Source organism: Sabulibacter ruber (genome assembly GCF_017355955.1).
Lineage (GTDB): Bacteria > Bacteroidota > Bacteroidia > Cytophagales > Hymenobacteraceae > Nibribacter > Nibribacter ruber_A.
In genome coordinates, this window is sequence record NZ_JAFFID010000002.1 from 794,372 (window position 1) to 809,947 (window position 15,576).

The 15,576-nt window shown below is 52.1% G+C and carries 12 protein-coding genes; 8 read left to right on the forward strand and 4 right to left on the reverse strand.

Annotation, left to right across the window (positions count from 1 at the left end; translation table 11 throughout):
* Positions 1–56 precede the first annotated feature (56 nt).
* From JT719_RS14720 to hemN, 5 genes are all read left to right on the forward strand, one after another.
* A complete protein-coding gene (locus tag JT719_RS14720; RefSeq protein ID WP_207434081.1) occupies positions 57–1,256 on the forward strand; it encodes a homogentisate 1,2-dioxygenase in 1,200 nt (399 codons plus the stop codon).
* Positions 1,257–1,531: 275 nt separating this feature from the next.
* Positions 1,532–3,490, forward strand: coding sequence for a tetratricopeptide repeat-containing sensor histidine kinase (locus JT719_RS14725; RefSeq protein ID WP_207434082.1), 1,959 nt, complete (start codon positions 1,532–1,534; stop codon positions 3,488–3,490).
* 200 nt (positions 3,491–3,690) lie between these two features.
* The gene (locus tag JT719_RS14730) at positions 3,691–4,071 is read left to right on the forward strand and encodes a co-chaperone GroES (protein ID WP_207434083.1); all 381 of its coding nucleotides are present in this window, start codon (positions 3,691–3,693) and stop codon (positions 4,069–4,071) included.
* A 286-nt stretch (positions 4,072–4,357) separates the two neighbouring features.
* A complete protein-coding gene (locus tag JT719_RS14735) occupies positions 4,358–5,695 on the forward strand; it encodes a hypothetical protein (RefSeq protein WP_207434084.1) in 1,338 nt (445 codons plus the stop codon).
* A 224-nt stretch (positions 5,696–5,919) separates the two neighbouring features.
* Positions 5,920–7,317: an oxygen-independent coproporphyrinogen III oxidase gene (gene hemN, locus JT719_RS14740; protein ID WP_207434085.1), complete on the forward strand. Its 1,398-nt coding sequence runs from the start codon at positions 5,920–5,922 to the stop codon at positions 7,315–7,317.
* Positions 7,318–7,723: 406 nt separating this feature from the next.
* On the opposite strand, the gene JT719_RS14745 is transcribed toward hemN, so the two are convergent.
* The 3 genes from JT719_RS14745 to JT719_RS14755 form a co-directional block, all read right to left on the reverse strand.
* Complete coding sequence (locus tag JT719_RS14745; RefSeq protein WP_207434086.1) at positions 7,724–8,251, reverse strand: CopD family protein; 528 nt, start codon at positions 8,249–8,251, stop codon at positions 7,724–7,726.
* Positions 8,252–8,395: 144 nt separating this feature from the next.
* Positions 8,396–9,013: a hypothetical protein gene (locus JT719_RS14750; protein WP_207434087.1), complete on the reverse strand. Its 618-nt coding sequence runs from the start codon at positions 9,011–9,013 to the stop codon at positions 8,396–8,398.
* Positions 9,013–9,825: a metallophosphoesterase family protein gene (locus JT719_RS14755; protein ID WP_207434088.1), complete on the reverse strand. Its 813-nt coding sequence runs from the start codon at positions 9,823–9,825 to the stop codon at positions 9,013–9,015. Before JT719_RS14755 ends, JT719_RS14750 begins: the two co-directional genes overlap by 1 nt.
* 167 nt (positions 9,826–9,992) lie before the next feature.
* On the opposite strand from JT719_RS14755, the gene JT719_RS14760 reads away from it, so the two are divergent.
* The 3 genes from JT719_RS14760 to JT719_RS14770 all read left to right on the forward strand — a co-directional run bounded on the left by JT719_RS14760 (position 9,993) and on the right by JT719_RS14770 (position 14,313).
* Complete coding sequence (locus tag JT719_RS14760) at positions 9,993–10,472, forward strand: hypothetical protein (RefSeq protein ID WP_207434089.1); 480 nt, start codon at positions 9,993–9,995, stop codon at positions 10,470–10,472.
* Between the two features lie 86 nt (positions 10,473–10,558).
* Complete coding sequence (locus JT719_RS14765) at positions 10,559–13,438, forward strand: FlgD immunoglobulin-like domain containing protein (RefSeq protein ID WP_207434090.1); 2,880 nt, start codon at positions 10,559–10,561, stop codon at positions 13,436–13,438.
* A 107-nt stretch (positions 13,439–13,545) separates the two neighbouring features.
* A complete protein-coding gene (locus JT719_RS14770; RefSeq protein ID WP_207434091.1) occupies positions 13,546–14,313 on the forward strand; it encodes a TlpA family protein disulfide reductase in 768 nt (255 codons plus the stop codon).
* 104 nt (positions 14,314–14,417) lie between these two features.
* Here the strand turns inward: JT719_RS14770 and hemB are convergent, their stop codons facing one another.
* A complete protein-coding gene (gene hemB / locus JT719_RS14775; protein WP_207434092.1) occupies positions 14,418–15,398 on the reverse strand; it encodes a porphobilinogen synthase in 981 nt (326 codons plus the stop codon).
* Positions 15,399–15,576: the final 178 nt, after the last annotated feature.

Consider the following 15,576-nt stretch of genomic DNA (forward strand, 5'->3'; position numbering starts at 1 on the left):
TGCCTCTTTAAGGAGGCATTCACTCCTTCAATCCATCACTCCTTCACTCATTCGATATGGCATACTATCATCGGTTAGGCAACATTCCCCGCAAGCGGCACACGCAGTTCAGGCAACCGGACGGCAGTCTGTACCATGAGCAGTTGGTGGGCACGCTGGGGTTCTCGGGGGTGTCTTCGTTGCTGTACCATCGGCACGCGCCTACTAAGATTACCCGCATAGAGAAGCCGGTGCCCTACGGACCGGTGAAATCAGACGTGCCCTTGGCGCCGTACCATTTGCGCCCGTTCAAAGGAGAAACCACCGGCGAGGATTACCTGAGCGCCCGCAAGACGCTCCTGATGAATAAAGATTGCACCATCTCCATCTGCCTGCCCCGCCAGCGCACCATGGATTATTTCTACAAGAATGCGCTGGCCGATGAGATTGTGTTCATCCACGAAGGATCAGGCGAACTACGCTCCCAAATGGGCCGCCTGGAAGTGGAAGCCGGCGATTACGTGGTCATTCCCAGAACCATCATCCACCAGTGGAAATGGAACGAAGGGCCGCTGCGCCTGCTCATCACTGAGAGTTTCAGCCCCGTGGAGACCGTACGCCGCTACCGCAACCACTTCGGGCAGTTGCTGGAACATTCGCCCTACTGCGAGCGTGATTTGCGGCCACCCCACGAGTTAATTCAGGAAACTGAGCCCGGCGATTACCTGGTCCAGATCAAGAAAGAAGGATTCCTGCACCAGTACCACTATGATTTCTCGCCGCTGGATGTGGTGGGCTGGGATGGCTATTTCTACCCGTACGCGTTTTCCATCCATGATTTTGAGCCCATTACCGGCCGCATCCACCAGCCACCGCCCGTACACCAGACCTTTGAGACGCAGGGCTTTGTGGTGTGTTCCTTCGTGCCGAGGCTGTTTGACTACCATCCGCTGGCCATTCCGGCGCCCTATAACCACTCCAACGTAGATTCAGACGAGATCCTGTACTACGTGGCCGGCAATTTCATGTCCCGCAAAGGCATTGACATTGGGTCGTTCACCATTCATCCCAGCGGTATTCCGCACGGGCCGCACCCCGGCACCGTGGAGGCCAGCATCGGGAAAAAGGAGACGCACGAGTTGGCGGTCATGATTGACACCTTTAAACCGCTCTACCTTACCACCGAGGCCCTGGAGTTCCTGGACCAGAACTACCCCATGAGCTGGAATCCCGAAGCTGCCGTACACGCACCCAGACCCGCCGACATGATGGAGTAGCGTTTTCGGACCGTTTCCTGGAAAGTACACCTAAAAGAGATGGCATTGTCTCTTTTTCCTGTGCGGCTCTGGGAAAAGCTGAATTCATTGTAGAATACCAACAACTATACTGTTGGTAAGTGAGATTGTATTGAGTTTGCTTTTATTGTCTTTATCTTTGTGCTCCCCTAAATATTGTTGGTTGTTTGTTGTACAAAAAGAAGGATGTAGGGTGTTTTCCAACCTGGTTGGAAGATTCTATATCCTTTGATTTGTTACATTATAGGTGCGTAAAGATGGTGCAATGGATAAAAGCATCCTCTATCCTTGTCCTGTTCTGGATCTTGGCTTTGCCAACCCAGGCGCAGACAGGCGGTAAAGGACAATACAAGGAGGGAGTCTCAAGGGTAGAAGCTGAAGTAGACTCCCTGAATCAACTGGCATTTAGTGTGAAGCGGCAGAATGTTGATAAAGCTTTATCCTTGCTCCAGAAAGCATTGCTGTTGGCCCAAAGTAGCAATTACAAGAAAGGAGAGGCCACCTGCTACTTGTATGAAGCGGGGATCTATCAGCAGAACGGTTATTCAAAAAGCGCTCTTTCCCTTTACTACAAAGCTTTAGAGATAAGTCAGGCTACAAAGGACACCTTCAACATTGCCCGGGCGCTACAGCAGGTGGCCAATGCCTTGCTGGAAGACAAGCAGTTAGACAGAGCCGAGCAAATCTACGTGCGGACGCTGCAAAACTACGCTGCCCTTGAGCGCTGGGAGGATGTGGTAAACGTCAGGAACAGTATTGGACTGATAGAACTGGAGCAGAATGAGTTTGCCCACTCAGAGCAATACTTCACCCAGGCCCTGCAGGAGAGCAAAGCCAAAAACTATCAGTACGGCTTCAAGAAAGCAAACTTCCACCTGGGGCTGCTTTACCTGAAAACTGGAGAACTACCCAAAGCGAGGGTTTACTTCCAGAACGCGTTGGAACTGGACCAAAAAGCCAATGATAAGTATGGTTTGTCGCTTGCCAAAAACAAATTAGCCCTGGTTTCTAGCCGAGAGGGGAACTACAAGGAGGCAATTAACCTGGCTACCGCTGCCCTGCAAGACGCCCGTTCCATTAACGCGGCCAAGCTGGAAGCCGAGGTCATGCAGACGCTGGTGGCAGTTTACAAAACCCAGAAGAAGCATGAAGAGGTGGCGCGCTGGCAGGACTCCCTTATTCAAAAAGAGTCAGAGCTTTTTGCGCGGGAAAGAACCTTTGCCTTGAATTTTCTTGATGTGCTCAAAGAAAAGCAGGAGCAGCAACTGGCCTATGAAAAGAGCGCGCTGCTGGCTTCTCAGAAAGCAAAGATCACCTCCTACGCCTTAGCCTTTGTCATGGGAATCTCTATTGCGCTGGCCACCATTGTGTATCTGCTGTTAAGAAACTACCGGAAAGCGCAGGATGCCAAAGAAGAACTGGCGACCAAAAATGCCGTCATTGAAAAGCACTCTCTGGAACTGGATACGCTCAACAAGAGCATCGTAAAGCAGAACGAAAGCCTGGAGCAGACAAACCAGATGAAAGACAAGCTGCTCTCCATTCTTTCCCATGACTTAAAGGCACCCCTGGCTAACACCAAAGGCATTCTGCAGCTAATCAATAGCGGGCGGTTGGAAGAGAAGCAGTATAAGCCCATGCTGGTAGAGCTGGAAAAGCAGTATGTAAGATCGCTGGCGTTGCTGGAGAACCTTTTGTTCTGGATCAAAAGCCAGGTGAAGGGAGACACCATCCGGCCAGAGAAACTCAGCCTGAAAACTCTCCTCCAGGAAGTGATTGGGGAACAGGAAGCCGCTGCCTTGAACAAACGCATCTCCATCTTAAACGAAGTGGATGCAGAGCTATGGATGGAGGGCGATCCTGAGATGCTGAAGGTGGTGTTCCGGAACCTGCTGTCCAATGCGGTTAAGTTCACCAGAAAAGAAGGCAGAATTTTAGTAACGGCCGAAGTGCAGAGAGGCCTGCTGGTAAAGATAGAAGACCAGGGAATAGGCATCAGCGAAGACGCCTTAAACAAGATCAAGCGCAAAAGCTATTTCACCACCATGGGTACCGATAACGAACGCGGCAGCGGTTTCGGGCTGATGATCTGCGAGGAATTGATCAGTAAGCACGGAGGCGAACTCCTGGTAGAAAGCGAGGTAAACAAGGGATCTCTGTTCACGGTCAAGCTTCCGGCTTCTGCTATTGCCCAGCGGCTGGCCGTGGCGGTATAGCGGGGCTATGCTGCTAGAATGGGTCTGTGATCCCGTTCGGTTTTGCTTCTGAGTAGACGCGTTCCTTTGTTTACGGCGTCCTTTTGCCAAAAGAGCCTTAAAACAAACTTTCCTCACCTCGGCCATTCCTTTTCAATGTAGCGTAATACCTTTTTGGTGCTTTATCTTTGCAGCCCGATTTACCTTAACTGTTAATTGCCATGTCTCAAGACTCACCCGCAAGCAAACTGCAGAAACTGATTGTTGTAGGAGACCGTCTGCTCATTAAACCCAAGAGCACCAAAGACCAGACTAAAAGTGGGCTGTTTCTGCCGCCCGGCGTGCAGGAGAAAGAGAAAGTGCAGGAAGGCTACGTGATGCGCGTTGGTCCTGGTTACCCTATTCCGGCCGACTATGGGTTAGATGACGAGATCTGGAACCAGGACGAGAAAGAGGCGGTGCGCTACATCCCCTTGCAGGCCCGCGAAGGAGATCTGGCTATCTACCTCCAGCGCGATGCCGTAGAAATCAACTACCTGGGCGATAAATATTTCATCGTGCCTCAATCGGCGGTGCTGTTGCTGGAACGGGAAGAGGAATAGCCAGGCCATCTGCCGCAACCGGTTCCCTGTTTTGCTGCCCATTACGGTAAAACAGGCATAAAACGTATCTGTCTGGTGTTCGCTTTTGAATAGAATCTGTTCAGAAGCGAACATTTTTTGTTTTGGATAAATATGTAAACCATTGAAAATCAGCAGGTATTTTGTTTGGCACAGGCCTTGCCAATAGGAGGGTAGATGATTTTTTGCAGGTAACCGTGCAACCTCGCCCAAACGGGTTTGTCTTTAGAGTAAAGATTTGGTTCTGGTACTGAGAAAACATCCTGATATGAAAAACAGAGATACAATGCGTCCTTTTCTACTTTCCTCTTTCATTGCCTTAGGCTGTATGAACCTGGTGCTGCCAGTGGGTGCCCAGACCTCTGCGCCTGCCAAGAAAGAAACCAAAGCATCTGCCAGTACCCGCACCACCACGCGCAACTATGATGACGTGAACGTTATCAATGGTTCCTTCTCCACCAATGGCGAAAAAGGCGAAACCGTGTACATCACCACCGATGACAACGGCCTGCGTCTGCAACTGATCACCAAAGGCACCGTCACGGTTTCAGAAGATGAGCGCTCCATCTCGGGCCTCAGCGAGAACGGGCGGTTTGAATTCTCCCGCCGCGAGAAAGGCGCCCCTGAGCATAAGGTAGTGCTGGAAAGCAATAATGGGCAGCTGCAAGGAAAATATTGGGTAGACGGCGAGGCGCAGGAGTACGCCACTGCCGGAAAAGAATGGCTGGCCAAGTACCTGCCCGAAATGATCTCAAAAACCGGCCTGGGAGCCGAAGCCCGCGCCGAGCGCCTGTACCAGGAAGGCGGCGCCAGGAAAGTGCTGGCCCATACGGCTACCATGCAGCCGGGCACCGGCCGCACCAAGATGTACAAGCACCTGATGGGCAAACAGGGCCTGAAGTCTGATGACATGAGGCAGTTGCTGGAGCAGGTTGCCCAGGGGAAAACCTCAGACTACGAAGCCGCCTCAATCATGACCAAGGTTCCCGTAGAGCACCTGGCGCAGTCTGGCACCGCTGAGGCATACGCCGCCGCCAGCGCCACCCTTTCCTCTGACTACGAGAAAGGCCGGGCCTTAAAGCACCTGCTCCGGCAGGAAAAGCTATCCGAGAAAGCCCTGGACAAAACCGCCGAATCCATTGGAAGCATAACCTCCGGCTATGAGAAGGTGAAAGTGCTTTCCACACTGGCCGAGCGTCCGCAATTGACCGAGAAGCAGTTTGAGTTGACCATGCGCGCGCTGCAAACCGTTTCCTCAGATTACGAGCGCACTAAAGGGCTGGGCACCCTCATGCGCCACGAGCAACAGGTGGTAACGTATTTTGATAAAGTGCTGCCGCTCATCAACGGCATCGGCTCTGATTACGAGAAAGCCAAAGCCTACAGCGGCCTTCTGAGCAATACCCGGTTAGGAGCCAGCCAGTACGTACCGCTGCTCAAAGCCAGCGAAGCCATTGGCTCAGACTACGAGAAAGCCAAGCTGCTCCGCAAAATGGCGGCTCACTTGCCCAAAGACGATAAAAAAGTAAAAGAAGCGTATGCCCAGGCAGCAAAGACCGTGGGTTCTAAATATGAATACGAAAAAGTCATTGCTGCTTACCAGTAGCTTTTAATCATGTTGGTTTATTTGTAGAGAGACGGCCCTTCTGGGGCCGCTTCTTTTTTAGGACCATTCGTAAGCAAAGCTTCCGTTTTAAGGCCGATTTTAGGGAAACAGGGTGAAAACACTGAGGCTTTCCGGCCAGAGAAATCAGGTAAACTGATGAAAATCATCTGGCCGGGTGACGAGGTTGCGATTCCTGCAAGCCGCCCCCTCCCGAACTTTGTGCCATGGAAACTTGCCTTACAACCCCTACACCCCCGGCAGATTTAGTGAAGAAATACAACGTGCCGGTTCCCCGCTACACCAGTTACCCCACGGTGCCTTTCTGGGGAAACAACCTGCCTGCCGTAGAAGAGTGGCAGCGGGTGTTGCTTTCCACGTTTGAAGCCTCCAACCAGAAAGAAGGCATCAGTCTGTACATTCACCTGCCGTTCTGCGAGAGCCTGTGTACCTACTGTGGCTGCAACAAACGCATCACCAGAAACCACGGGGTGGAGCCGGTGTACCTTAAAGCGGTGCTGCAGGAGTGGGACAAGTATCTGGCCTTGTTTCCGGAAAAACCCGTGATTCGGGAAATCCATTTGGGGGGCGGCACGCCTACATTCTTCAGCCCCGAGAACCTCCAATACTTAATCAATGAAATTTTGGCCCAAACCGAGGTGCATCCGCAGCACGAATTAAGCTTTGAGGGCCACCCGAACAACACCACCGCTGAGCACCTGCAGGCCTTGTATGAAGTAGGTTTCAGGAGGGTGAGCTACGGCGTGCAGGATTTGTCTGAGAAAGTGCAGAAAGCCATTAACCGCATCCAGCCGCTGGAGAACCTGGTGCAGGCCACCGAACTGGCCCGCCAGATTGGCTACACTTCCGTGAACTATGACCTCATCTACGGCTTGCCGTTCCAGACCCTGGAAAGCATTGAGGACACTTTCCGGCAGGTCATCGGCCTGCGGCCCGATAGAATCGCGTATTACAGCTACGCGCACGTGCCGTGGAAAGAGAAATCGCAGCGTCACTACTCTGAGGCCGATCTGCCTTCTGACTCCGAGAAGCTGGCCCTTTACACCTTGGGTCAAACCCTGCTGCTGGAAGCCGGCTACGAAGACGTGGGCATGGACCATTTCGCGTTCCCAGAGGAAGAACTCTGCGTAGCCCAACGCGAAGCCCGGTTGCACCGCAATTTCATGGGCTACACCACCAACCAGACGCAACTCATGATCGGGTTAGGCGTGTCTTCTATCAGTGATTTGTACCGCGGCTACCTGCAGAACGTGAAAACCGTGGAAGAATACTACGCATTATTGGCCATGGGCGAGTGGCCCTTGTTGAAAGGCTATCTGCTATCTGAGCTAGACGTGCAGATGCGCCGCCACATTCTGGGCATTGCCTGCAACGGCAGAACAAGCTGGCAGCACAGCCCCGAGAAAGCGTTAATAGAGGAACAGGTAAGGCCTGCGCTGGAAGACTTGGCAGCCGATGGTTTGATTGAGTTGGGAGAAGAGGAGTTAGCGTTAACCTCCATCGGTCGCCGTTTCCTGCGCTCTGTCTGCGCCGCCTTTGACTTCTACCTGAAAGCCAACACCCAGGACACCGCCGCCAAACCCATGTTCAGCAAAGCTGTGTAATCATCTGGAATTATCGATGCACTAGCGCCAAAAGCGACAAGTTCTCTCGGAGAGAAAAAGGAGTTTGGAAGGACATTGAAGAGATTCCCCTCCTCGGAGAGATAGGGGTGGGTAGTTCTACCTCTTCTCTGGTTCAAGTTTTCAACTTGGACCCATAATGGGCTGAAGTTTGCAACTTCAGTGAGGCGATAGCCTCAAAAAGCGTTTCGGACCTGATTTGTGAAAATCAGGTCCGAAACGCTTTTGCTTTTATTCTGAAAAGGTGTTGAAGTAAACGCTGTTACAGCTTGCCCACAAGATCCTTTCAGGATGACAGAGGGGAGGGGCAAGAACTGGTGAAAGAAATTGGTAATGTAATGAGCAAAGGAAGGCCGGTGTATGTACAACCCGAAGAAAAGTAAAAGCCTCAGGCCTTCCGCAGTTTCTTGTACACCATAATGGCCGCCATTAGTACCACGGATAACCCAATGAAGCCCAGCACGCCCCAGGTGGCGCTGAGGCCGTTCTTCAGGACCACCAGAAACACAATACTCACCAGGAAAAGCGTGGCTACTTCGTTCCAGATGCGCAGGGCGGTGGAGCTTTGTTTGATTTCGCCGCGCTGGTGCTGTTTAAAAATGCGGTGGCAGTACAGGTGGTAGGCCAGCAGCCCCGCCACAAAGCCCAGTTTAATCCACAGCCAGGTAGGAATGGGGTTGTAGTAATGCAGCAGACTCAGGCCCATGATGACCGTGAGCACCGCCGAGGGCCAGGTAATGCCGTACCACAGCCGCTTCTGCATGAGCGCGAACTGATTTTGCAGAATGCTTTTCTCCGGCTCGGGTTTCTGGGCCGTTTCGGCGTAATAGACAAATAACCGCACAATGTAGAACAGGCCCGCAAACCAGGTAACCACAAAAATGATGTGCAGCGATTTCAGGTAATTATAATCCATAAGGACATCCGCTTGGGAAAGAAATAAGAGAAATGCGGTGCAAAAATGGCAGATAATGCGCTGGAAACCTACACTAACCTATGCTGGCTTACCTCTGGAAAGAAGAGATTTGGGGCTGTTTTTGCCTATATAGCCCCGAAACAGCTATAGGCTGTAACGCAGGCCCACTGCCAGGTTGAGGATGTCTGGCACCGAGATGCCTTTGTTGCGGTACTTGTCCACAATCATGACATCGGTGGTGCCTATCTCGCCATACAACTCGCCAAAATGAGGCCGTTTTTTGCCCTGGAATTCCCGCCGCAGCGCCGAGCCTACAAACGGCAGAATGCGGGTAGCAGTGGGCCAGATGTAGTAGCCGTTGGGGTATTTCTTGGGGAAAAACGTTTCAAACTGCTCGCCAATGGTCATGCTGATGCCCGCGCCCGCCCTGATCCAGCTGATCTGAAAGCCTTTGAACAGCGGTTTGGGGTGCGACTGGTAGTAGATTCTGGTGGTAAAGGTATGGGTAGTGTTCTTGAAGCCATAGTTGGGCGTGAAGCCATACATCAGCTCGGCGTTGGTACGGTCATGCTTCCCGAAGTCATACCCAATTCCGGCGGCAAGAATCCCGATAAGACCGGCATGCTGCGCCACTACATAGTCTGGTGCGTACCACGCGTTTTTAGGTCGGTCTACTTTGTCAGCGGCGTCCTGGGCGTGGGAGATAAATGGAAAGGCAAGCCATACAGACAGGCAAAGAGAGAAGAGGTAACGCATACGCATCAGAATTCAATTTTTTCAAAGGTTGCCTGGGTGCCCGTTACCGTCACCAGTACATAGCTGCGCTTAAGCGAGGCCGCCGTGGTCACATAGGTGATGCCATCGTTATACAATTGTCCTGCCTTGTAGTTGTGGGTGTGGCCGTGCAGGGAAAGGCGAACATCGTAGTCGCGCATGAGGCGGGCATACTCCTGTTCTTTGGCGCGGTTGGCCTCGGCGTTGTCTGGGCTGATGTGCGAGATCACAAACTTGTTCAATATGCTGGGGGAGGTGTTTAGCTCCTGTTCCAACCAGGTGAGATTAGGCACACTTTCATCAAACTCCAGGAAATTGGTGTTGAGGAAAATGAATTTGTGGGGGCCTAAGGTAAACGAGTGGTCCAGGGGGCCATACATTTCTTTGTACAGCTTGTCGCCATCGCCCAGGCAGTCGTGGTTACCAATAACGGTTATATAGGGCGCTTTCAGCTTAGACAGCTCCTGGTGCATGCGCTCAAACTCATCGGTGAAGGCGTAGTTGGTGATGTCGCCGGCATGAACCACAAACGCTATGTCACGGGTGTTCATGTCTTTCACCATGTCTTCGGTCTCGGCAAAGTAGCCCTGGGTGTCTCCGGTAAACGCAAAGCGAAGGGTAGTCTGAGGGGTATACTGGGCTTCTAAGGCTTTGATTCTGGCTACATTCTCTGCCGTGAGGTTTTTGTACTCAAGATTACCCTCATATGGGTGGTACTGGAAAAGATCACAGGCAGAAAACAGCAGGAGAATGGATAAAGCCAGCCACTTGTAAACCGGTGGCAGGTAGTTTGTTCTCATGGATGGATAGGTACTTTATATTGTTCGTTCTCTATACTTGTTTAAAGAACAAGAGTTGCTGCTGTATGTTTTAAATAAAAAAATATTAGAGCCGGGAAGTTAAATAATATCCATCCAAGCAATTAGAAATGTGGATTATATGGATATATTTGTTTTTGCCTTTTGGAATGAAGTCTTTGAATTATAATATTCTGCTTCTGGTGCTTCTGTTTATGCTGAACAGCGCTTCTTGTAAGCGCACCAACAGCCCAGAAGAAAACGAAAGTACGCCCGCTCAATCTTCTATGACCAAAGATGCATCAGGCCGAGAAAGGCCTAACATTCAGGCTCCTGAACCCATTGCGCCGGGAAGTGCGCAGGTAGTCATCCGGATTGAGAAGTTTCTGGCAGACCCGGCTAAGGGCGGTGCTGCCGGGCAGGAGCCGCAAAGGGCAGAGGCTAAGGTGGAAACTGTCCTTGGTTACGGGGCGGGGTTTGACCTAGCCTTAGGCAACAGGCAAAGCATAAAAGTCTATTTTCCGATGAAAACCCAGAATACGGGCGGAAAACGCCTGAAAGAGCAGGACAGGCTGAACGTAAACCTGCAAGCCCCTGTGCTGGAAAGCGAGTGGTTAACCGTCAATTCTTATTCAAAAATAGATAAATAAAATAATCCTATCTTTTAGAAGAAGGGTTAGCTTCTTCTGATTCACCCCAATCCATTACTATTCAAATACCTCTACCCTTTATTTTCATGGATTACCTTAGCAGACAGCGGCAGGTCTGGTATTCTGGCGCCTTTCTCCTCTTTTTTGGAGTGTTCCTGTATGTTGCCTCATTTATTCCGGTAGGCAAAAGCCAGAGTTCTCATTTTACGTTAGCCGGGCTCAAAGAAGCAGGCCGTGTGGCAAGAGCCGAGCGGTTACACAAAAAGGGCTCCATTGGCACCAAAGACAAACTTACCGCCCGGGCCGAGTACGAACTGGAAAGGTTGAGAGATCCTGCCACGGGTGTTATTCCTACCGGAATCAGAGAGTTGGAACTGGCGTTTGCGGCTACTATTCCTTCGGTGGAGCGGTTAGAGCGCCTGAAAAATCCTTACGGGTTGCTGGCTACTTCTGCCTGGAGTAAACGAGGGCCGTACAATGTGGGCGGACGCACCCGGGCTCTGGCGCTGGATGTAGCCAATGAAAACCATATTCTGGCGGGTGGTGTCTCTGGTGGCGTGTGGCGCAGCACCAACGGCGGAAGTTCCTGGGCCAAGGTAACCGATCCCGGTCAGTTGCACAGCGTGACCACTATTGCCCAAGATCAGCGTGCAGGCAAGCGCAACATCTGGTACTATGGCACTGGCGAGCTCCTGGGAAATTCTGCCGGTAAAATTGGGGCCAGCTACATGGGGAACGGTATCTTCAAATCAATTGATAACGGCGTTACCTGGAACCCGCTTCCGTCTACCCAAACCAGAACCACCACTACCTTCAACAACCTGTTTCAATACGTGTACAGGGTAGCAACTGCGCCCAGTACCACGCAAGATGAAGTCTACGCGGCTACCCCGGCAGCTATCTGGCGTTCTAGCAATGGCGGCACTACCTGGTCTGTGGTACTGGGCGGTGGCGTTAGTAAGTTCAGCACCAGTTCTTATTATACAGACATTGAGGTAAGCCCCGGCGGGGTAAAATACGCGGGCATGAGCCAGTTCGCCTCGGGCGGCGAAGCAGAGAAAAAAGGCGCGTTCCGGTCTTTGGACGGGGTAACGTGGGTAGACATCACCCCAACCACCTGGCCCGCTACCTACCGGCGGATTGTCATGGATGTGGCACCGTCAAATGAGAACATCGTGTACTTCTTTCTGTACACAGACGAGAATACAACCGCCAAAGCCAACGTCTGGAAATATGAGTATCTCTCTGGTGACGGAAGCGGAGCAGGCGGTGCCTGGACCAATCTGTCTGCCAACCTGCCCATGCTGGGTGGCAGATCGGGCGATCTGGACCTGCAAGGCGGTTATAACATGGTGGTCAAGGTAAAGCCCGATAACCCTAACGTGGTGGTGCTGGGTGGAACCAACCTGTACATCTCAACCAATGGGTTCGCTTCTACGGCCAATACCCGCAAGATTGGCGGCTACACCCCAACCAATAACAATTACTCCTTGTACCTTAACCATCATCCAGACCAGCACGAGTTCATTTTCTACCCATCTAACACCCGCAGAACGCTCTCTGGGCATGACGGCGGGGTAAGCAGAACAAGCAATGTGTTGGCCGATTCTGTGGTGTGGGAGTCTTTGAACCGGGGCTATCAAACCACCCAGTTCTATACCGTGGCCATGGACATGAATACCACCGATGATTTTGTGGTGGGTGGGATGCAGGATAACGGAACCTGGTCTGTGGGCGACATAGACGCCACTACTTTATGGGATGAAGAACTAGGCGGCGACGGGGCCTTTACGGCTGTTACCACCCACTCGCTTTTTGTCTCTTCTCAGAACGGAACGGTTTACCGCTACATCTTCAATGACGCGGGCAATTACGTGAATTATGCCCGCATTGACCCGCCCAAGGCAAAAGGATATCTGTTTATCAACCCGTATTCCATAGATCCTAACAATGAATACACCGTGTACATTCCGGCGGGTGATTCTCTGTGGCGGAACAAGAACGTGCGGGTGCTGCCCACGGGCGGAGCGCAGTCGGCTTCTGGCTGGGAAGTAATCGCTGATTTGAATGATGCCGAGATCATCTCGGCGGTAGCCGTGAGTAAATCCCCGGCCAATGTCTTGTACTTCGGAACGAGGGCCGGAAAGCTGTACAAAATTCAGGATGCGTCTGGCAATGCTTCGGTAAGTGCCTCTCCCTCTCAGACCCTTGATGTAACAGGAACCAATTTCCCGGCGAACGCCAATATTGGGTGTATTACTGTTGATCCTCGGGATGCAAACAAGGTAGTGGTCACCTTTACAAACTACCGCGTGGAAAGCCTCTTCTACACCACCAACGGGGGAGCCTCCTGGACCGCTATTTCCGGGAACCTGGAAGAAAACGGCAACGCCACTACCGGTAATGGCCCATCTACGCGGTGGGTTTCCATTTTGCCGGAGGCAGGAGGCGGAGCCAAGTACTTTGTGGGAACCAGCACCGGCTTGTATTCCACTGCCAATCTGCAAGGCTCTGCTACCACCTGGATTCAGGAAGGAGCCAGCTTTATAGGCAATGTGCCGGTAGACATGGTCATCAGCCGAACCACCGACAACCTAGTGCTGGTTGGAACCCACGGCAATGGGGTGTACAGCCGCCGCTACAACGGGCCGCTGGCTTCTAAAGAAGAAATAGAGAATACGGCTAAGTTTGGTCTGCAGCAGAGTTACCCTAACCCATTCCGGCAAGGAACGGTATCCACTATACCGTTTGCCTTAGAGAAAAGCGCCGAGGTGAAACTGGTAGTGTATGACCTGGGTGGCCGGGTGGTTACTACGTTGGTAAATGGGAGAAAGTCAGCCGGCCAGCATCAGGTAACCTGGGACGGAAGAGGCGCAGCAGGGCAGTGGATGCCATCTTCCACGTACCTGTACCAGCTCATTGTGGACGGAAAGCGCTACACCAGACGAACTGTGTTTTTGCGGTAGATTTCTGAAAAGTGCGTGAAAGGGAGCAGGTGAGTAACGTATCTGCTCCCTTTCCTTTAGTATAGACTGAATACGGTAGAAGATAGAGAATTGTGCATATTTAGAGCATGGATAAAACAAGAGGCTTCATCAGTGCTGTTTTCTTGCTGCTGTGTTTTACCGCCGGGGCCCAAGACGTGAACAACAAGCCTGCCACCAGAAGGGGCGGCTATTCATTTTCAACTGCCCAGATTGCTCCCGGCGAGGCCGCCGATCATGTTGTCCTTAAAAAGAGCACAAGCCCACAACCTCGGGGCCAGAAACATACTCCGGCTCAGATAGACAGTCTCATCAAAGCTGGTGCAGCGGAGAGATTGCCAAATGGAGCCCTGCTGTTGAAAGGGCAGAGAGCTGTGCCGGTGCCTGAGGAGGAAGTAAAAGCCCGCGAAGAAGTTTGGAAGCGCTACAAGCAAAGTTGGGTAAGAAAGCCTGTGCCAGACGTTACCTTCCAGGACAGCCGCGGGGTTCTCTACCGCTTGCCGCAACTGACGGGGAAAGTAGTTATCCTCAGTTTCTGGTATAACAGCTGCGTTTCTTGCCACAAAGAGACAGGGATGTTGGAGGAAGTAGCCAGGCGGTTTCAGCCCAACCCCGAAGTGCCGGAAGTGCTTTTCCTGATGCCGGGAGTGGAGAATCTGCCTGTGAACGATTCCACCTCCAGGTTGATTTTCCTGCCGAAGTCTGGCAAACAAGCCCGAGACGTTTTCAACGTATCTTACTGGCCCACCACTTTCCTGATAGATAAAAAAGGAACCATCCGGAACGTGGTGTTGGGCAGCCATAGCGGTACCGTGGAGCAACTGAGCAACGCCATCCAGCGGATGTTGCTGGAGTAAACGCCGCATCAGATCTTTGGAACAAACAAAAAAAGGGAGCCCGAGAGGCTCCCTTTTGCATATGGTGTTTTCAGGCTGTTTTCTGAAAAACAGACCCCAAACGCTTAGCGCCTGATAAATTGGGCAAATTCCTTCGCGAAGTAAGTGAGGATGATGTCTGCCCCCGCGCGTTTCATACTCAACAGGGTTTCCAGCATGATCTTCTCGCCGTCCAGCCAGCCGTTCTGGGCGGCAGCTTTCACCATGGCGTACTCGCCGCTTACGTTGTAGGCGGCAATAGGCAAGTTAGAATTGTCTTTCAACAACTTAATTATGTCTAAGTAAGAAAGAGCGGGTTTCACCATCAGGTAATCGGCGCCTTCCAGGGTGTCCAGCTCGGCTTCAATGAGGGCCTCACGGCTGTTGGCGGGGTTCATCTGGTAGGTTTTCTTATCGCCGTGCTTAGGAGCCGACTCCAGCGCATCACGGAACGGACCGTAGAAACCGCTGGCGTATTTGGCGGTGTAGCTCATGATGGCCACATTGCTGAACGCGTGTTTGTCCAGTAGCTGACGGATATGGGCCACGCGGCCGTCCATCATGTCAGAAGGGGCTACAATGTCGGCACCGGCTTGCGCCTGGGCCAAGGCCATCTGGCCTAGTACTTCCAGAGAAGCATCGTTGATGATTTCACCGTTGTCTACAATGCCGTCGTGGCCGTCGGTGCTGTACGGGTCCATGGCCACATCGGTCGCCAAAACGATGTCTGGGAACTGACGCTTCAGCTCAGAGATGGTCTTCAGGAACAGACCCTCTGGGTTGCGGCTTTCCAGCGCGAAACGGTCTTTTTTGTCCTCAGAAATATTGGGGAAGGGCGCAAATGCCTTGATGCCCAGTTCCACGCAGGCACCCACTTCGTCCACCAAACGGTCTAAGCTGTAACGGGCGATGCCGGGCATGGACGGGATGTCCTGCTTTACGTTCTGGCCTTCGGTAACAAAGATGGGGAAGATGAGATCGTGTAAGGTGAGATGGTTTTCCTGTACCAAATTCCGGATTACCTCCGATTTACGGTTCCGGCGAGGCCGGCGGTTTAAATGGTTCATAGCAGCTGATAGAGTTAGGCAAGCCTGTCATAAGAACGTGTGGCCTGCTGCTGATACAACAAAAGAGCGCCGCGAAAAGTGTTATAACTGCCTGAAAGTTTTCCGGGCAATCAGCGGGCGCTGCGGCCGCAAAGGTACGGCACGTGTTGGTCAGATGCTATCAAAGATGCGAGAAAGG

What these genes read in the sequence shown, in the direction of transcription:
- JT719_RS14725 (WP_207434082.1), top strand. Translation starts at nt 1,532, where the DNA reads ATGGTGCAATGGATAAAAGCATCCTCTATCCTTGTCCTGTTCTGGATC.
- JT719_RS14735 (WP_207434084.1), top strand. Translation starts at nt 4,358, where the DNA reads ATGAAAAACAGAGATACAATGCGTCCTTTTCTACTTTCCTCTTTCATT.
- JT719_RS14720 (WP_207434081.1), top strand. Translation starts at nt 57, where the DNA reads ATGGCATACTATCATCGGTTAGGCAACATTCCCCGCAAGCGGCACACG.
- hemB (WP_207434092.1), bottom strand. Translation starts at nt 15,398, where the DNA reads ATGAACCATTTAAACCGCCGGCCTCGCCGGAACCGTAAATCGGAGGTA.
- JT719_RS14730 (WP_207434083.1), top strand. Translation starts at nt 3,691, where the DNA reads ATGTCTCAAGACTCACCCGCAAGCAAACTGCAGAAACTGATTGTTGTA.
- hemN (WP_207434085.1), top strand. Translation starts at nt 5,920, where the DNA reads ATGGAAACTTGCCTTACAACCCCTACACCCCCGGCAGATTTAGTGAAG.
- JT719_RS14770 (WP_207434091.1), top strand. Translation starts at nt 13,546, where the DNA reads ATGGATAAAACAAGAGGCTTCATCAGTGCTGTTTTCTTGCTGCTGTGT.
- JT719_RS14750 (WP_207434087.1), bottom strand. Translation starts at nt 9,013, where the DNA reads ATGCGTATGCGTTACCTCTTCTCTCTTTGCCTGTCTGTATGGCTTGCC.
- JT719_RS14765 (WP_207434090.1), top strand. Translation starts at nt 10,559, where the DNA reads ATGGATTACCTTAGCAGACAGCGGCAGGTCTGGTATTCTGGCGCCTTT.
- JT719_RS14760 (WP_207434089.1), top strand. Translation starts at nt 9,993, where the DNA reads ATGAAGTCTTTGAATTATAATATTCTGCTTCTGGTGCTTCTGTTTATG.
- JT719_RS14745 (WP_207434086.1), bottom strand. Translation starts at nt 8,251, where the DNA reads ATGGATTATAATTACCTGAAATCGCTGCACATCATTTTTGTGGTTACC.
- JT719_RS14755 (WP_207434088.1), bottom strand. Translation starts at nt 9,825, where the DNA reads ATGAGAACAAACTACCTGCCACCGGTTTACAAGTGGCTGGCTTTATCC.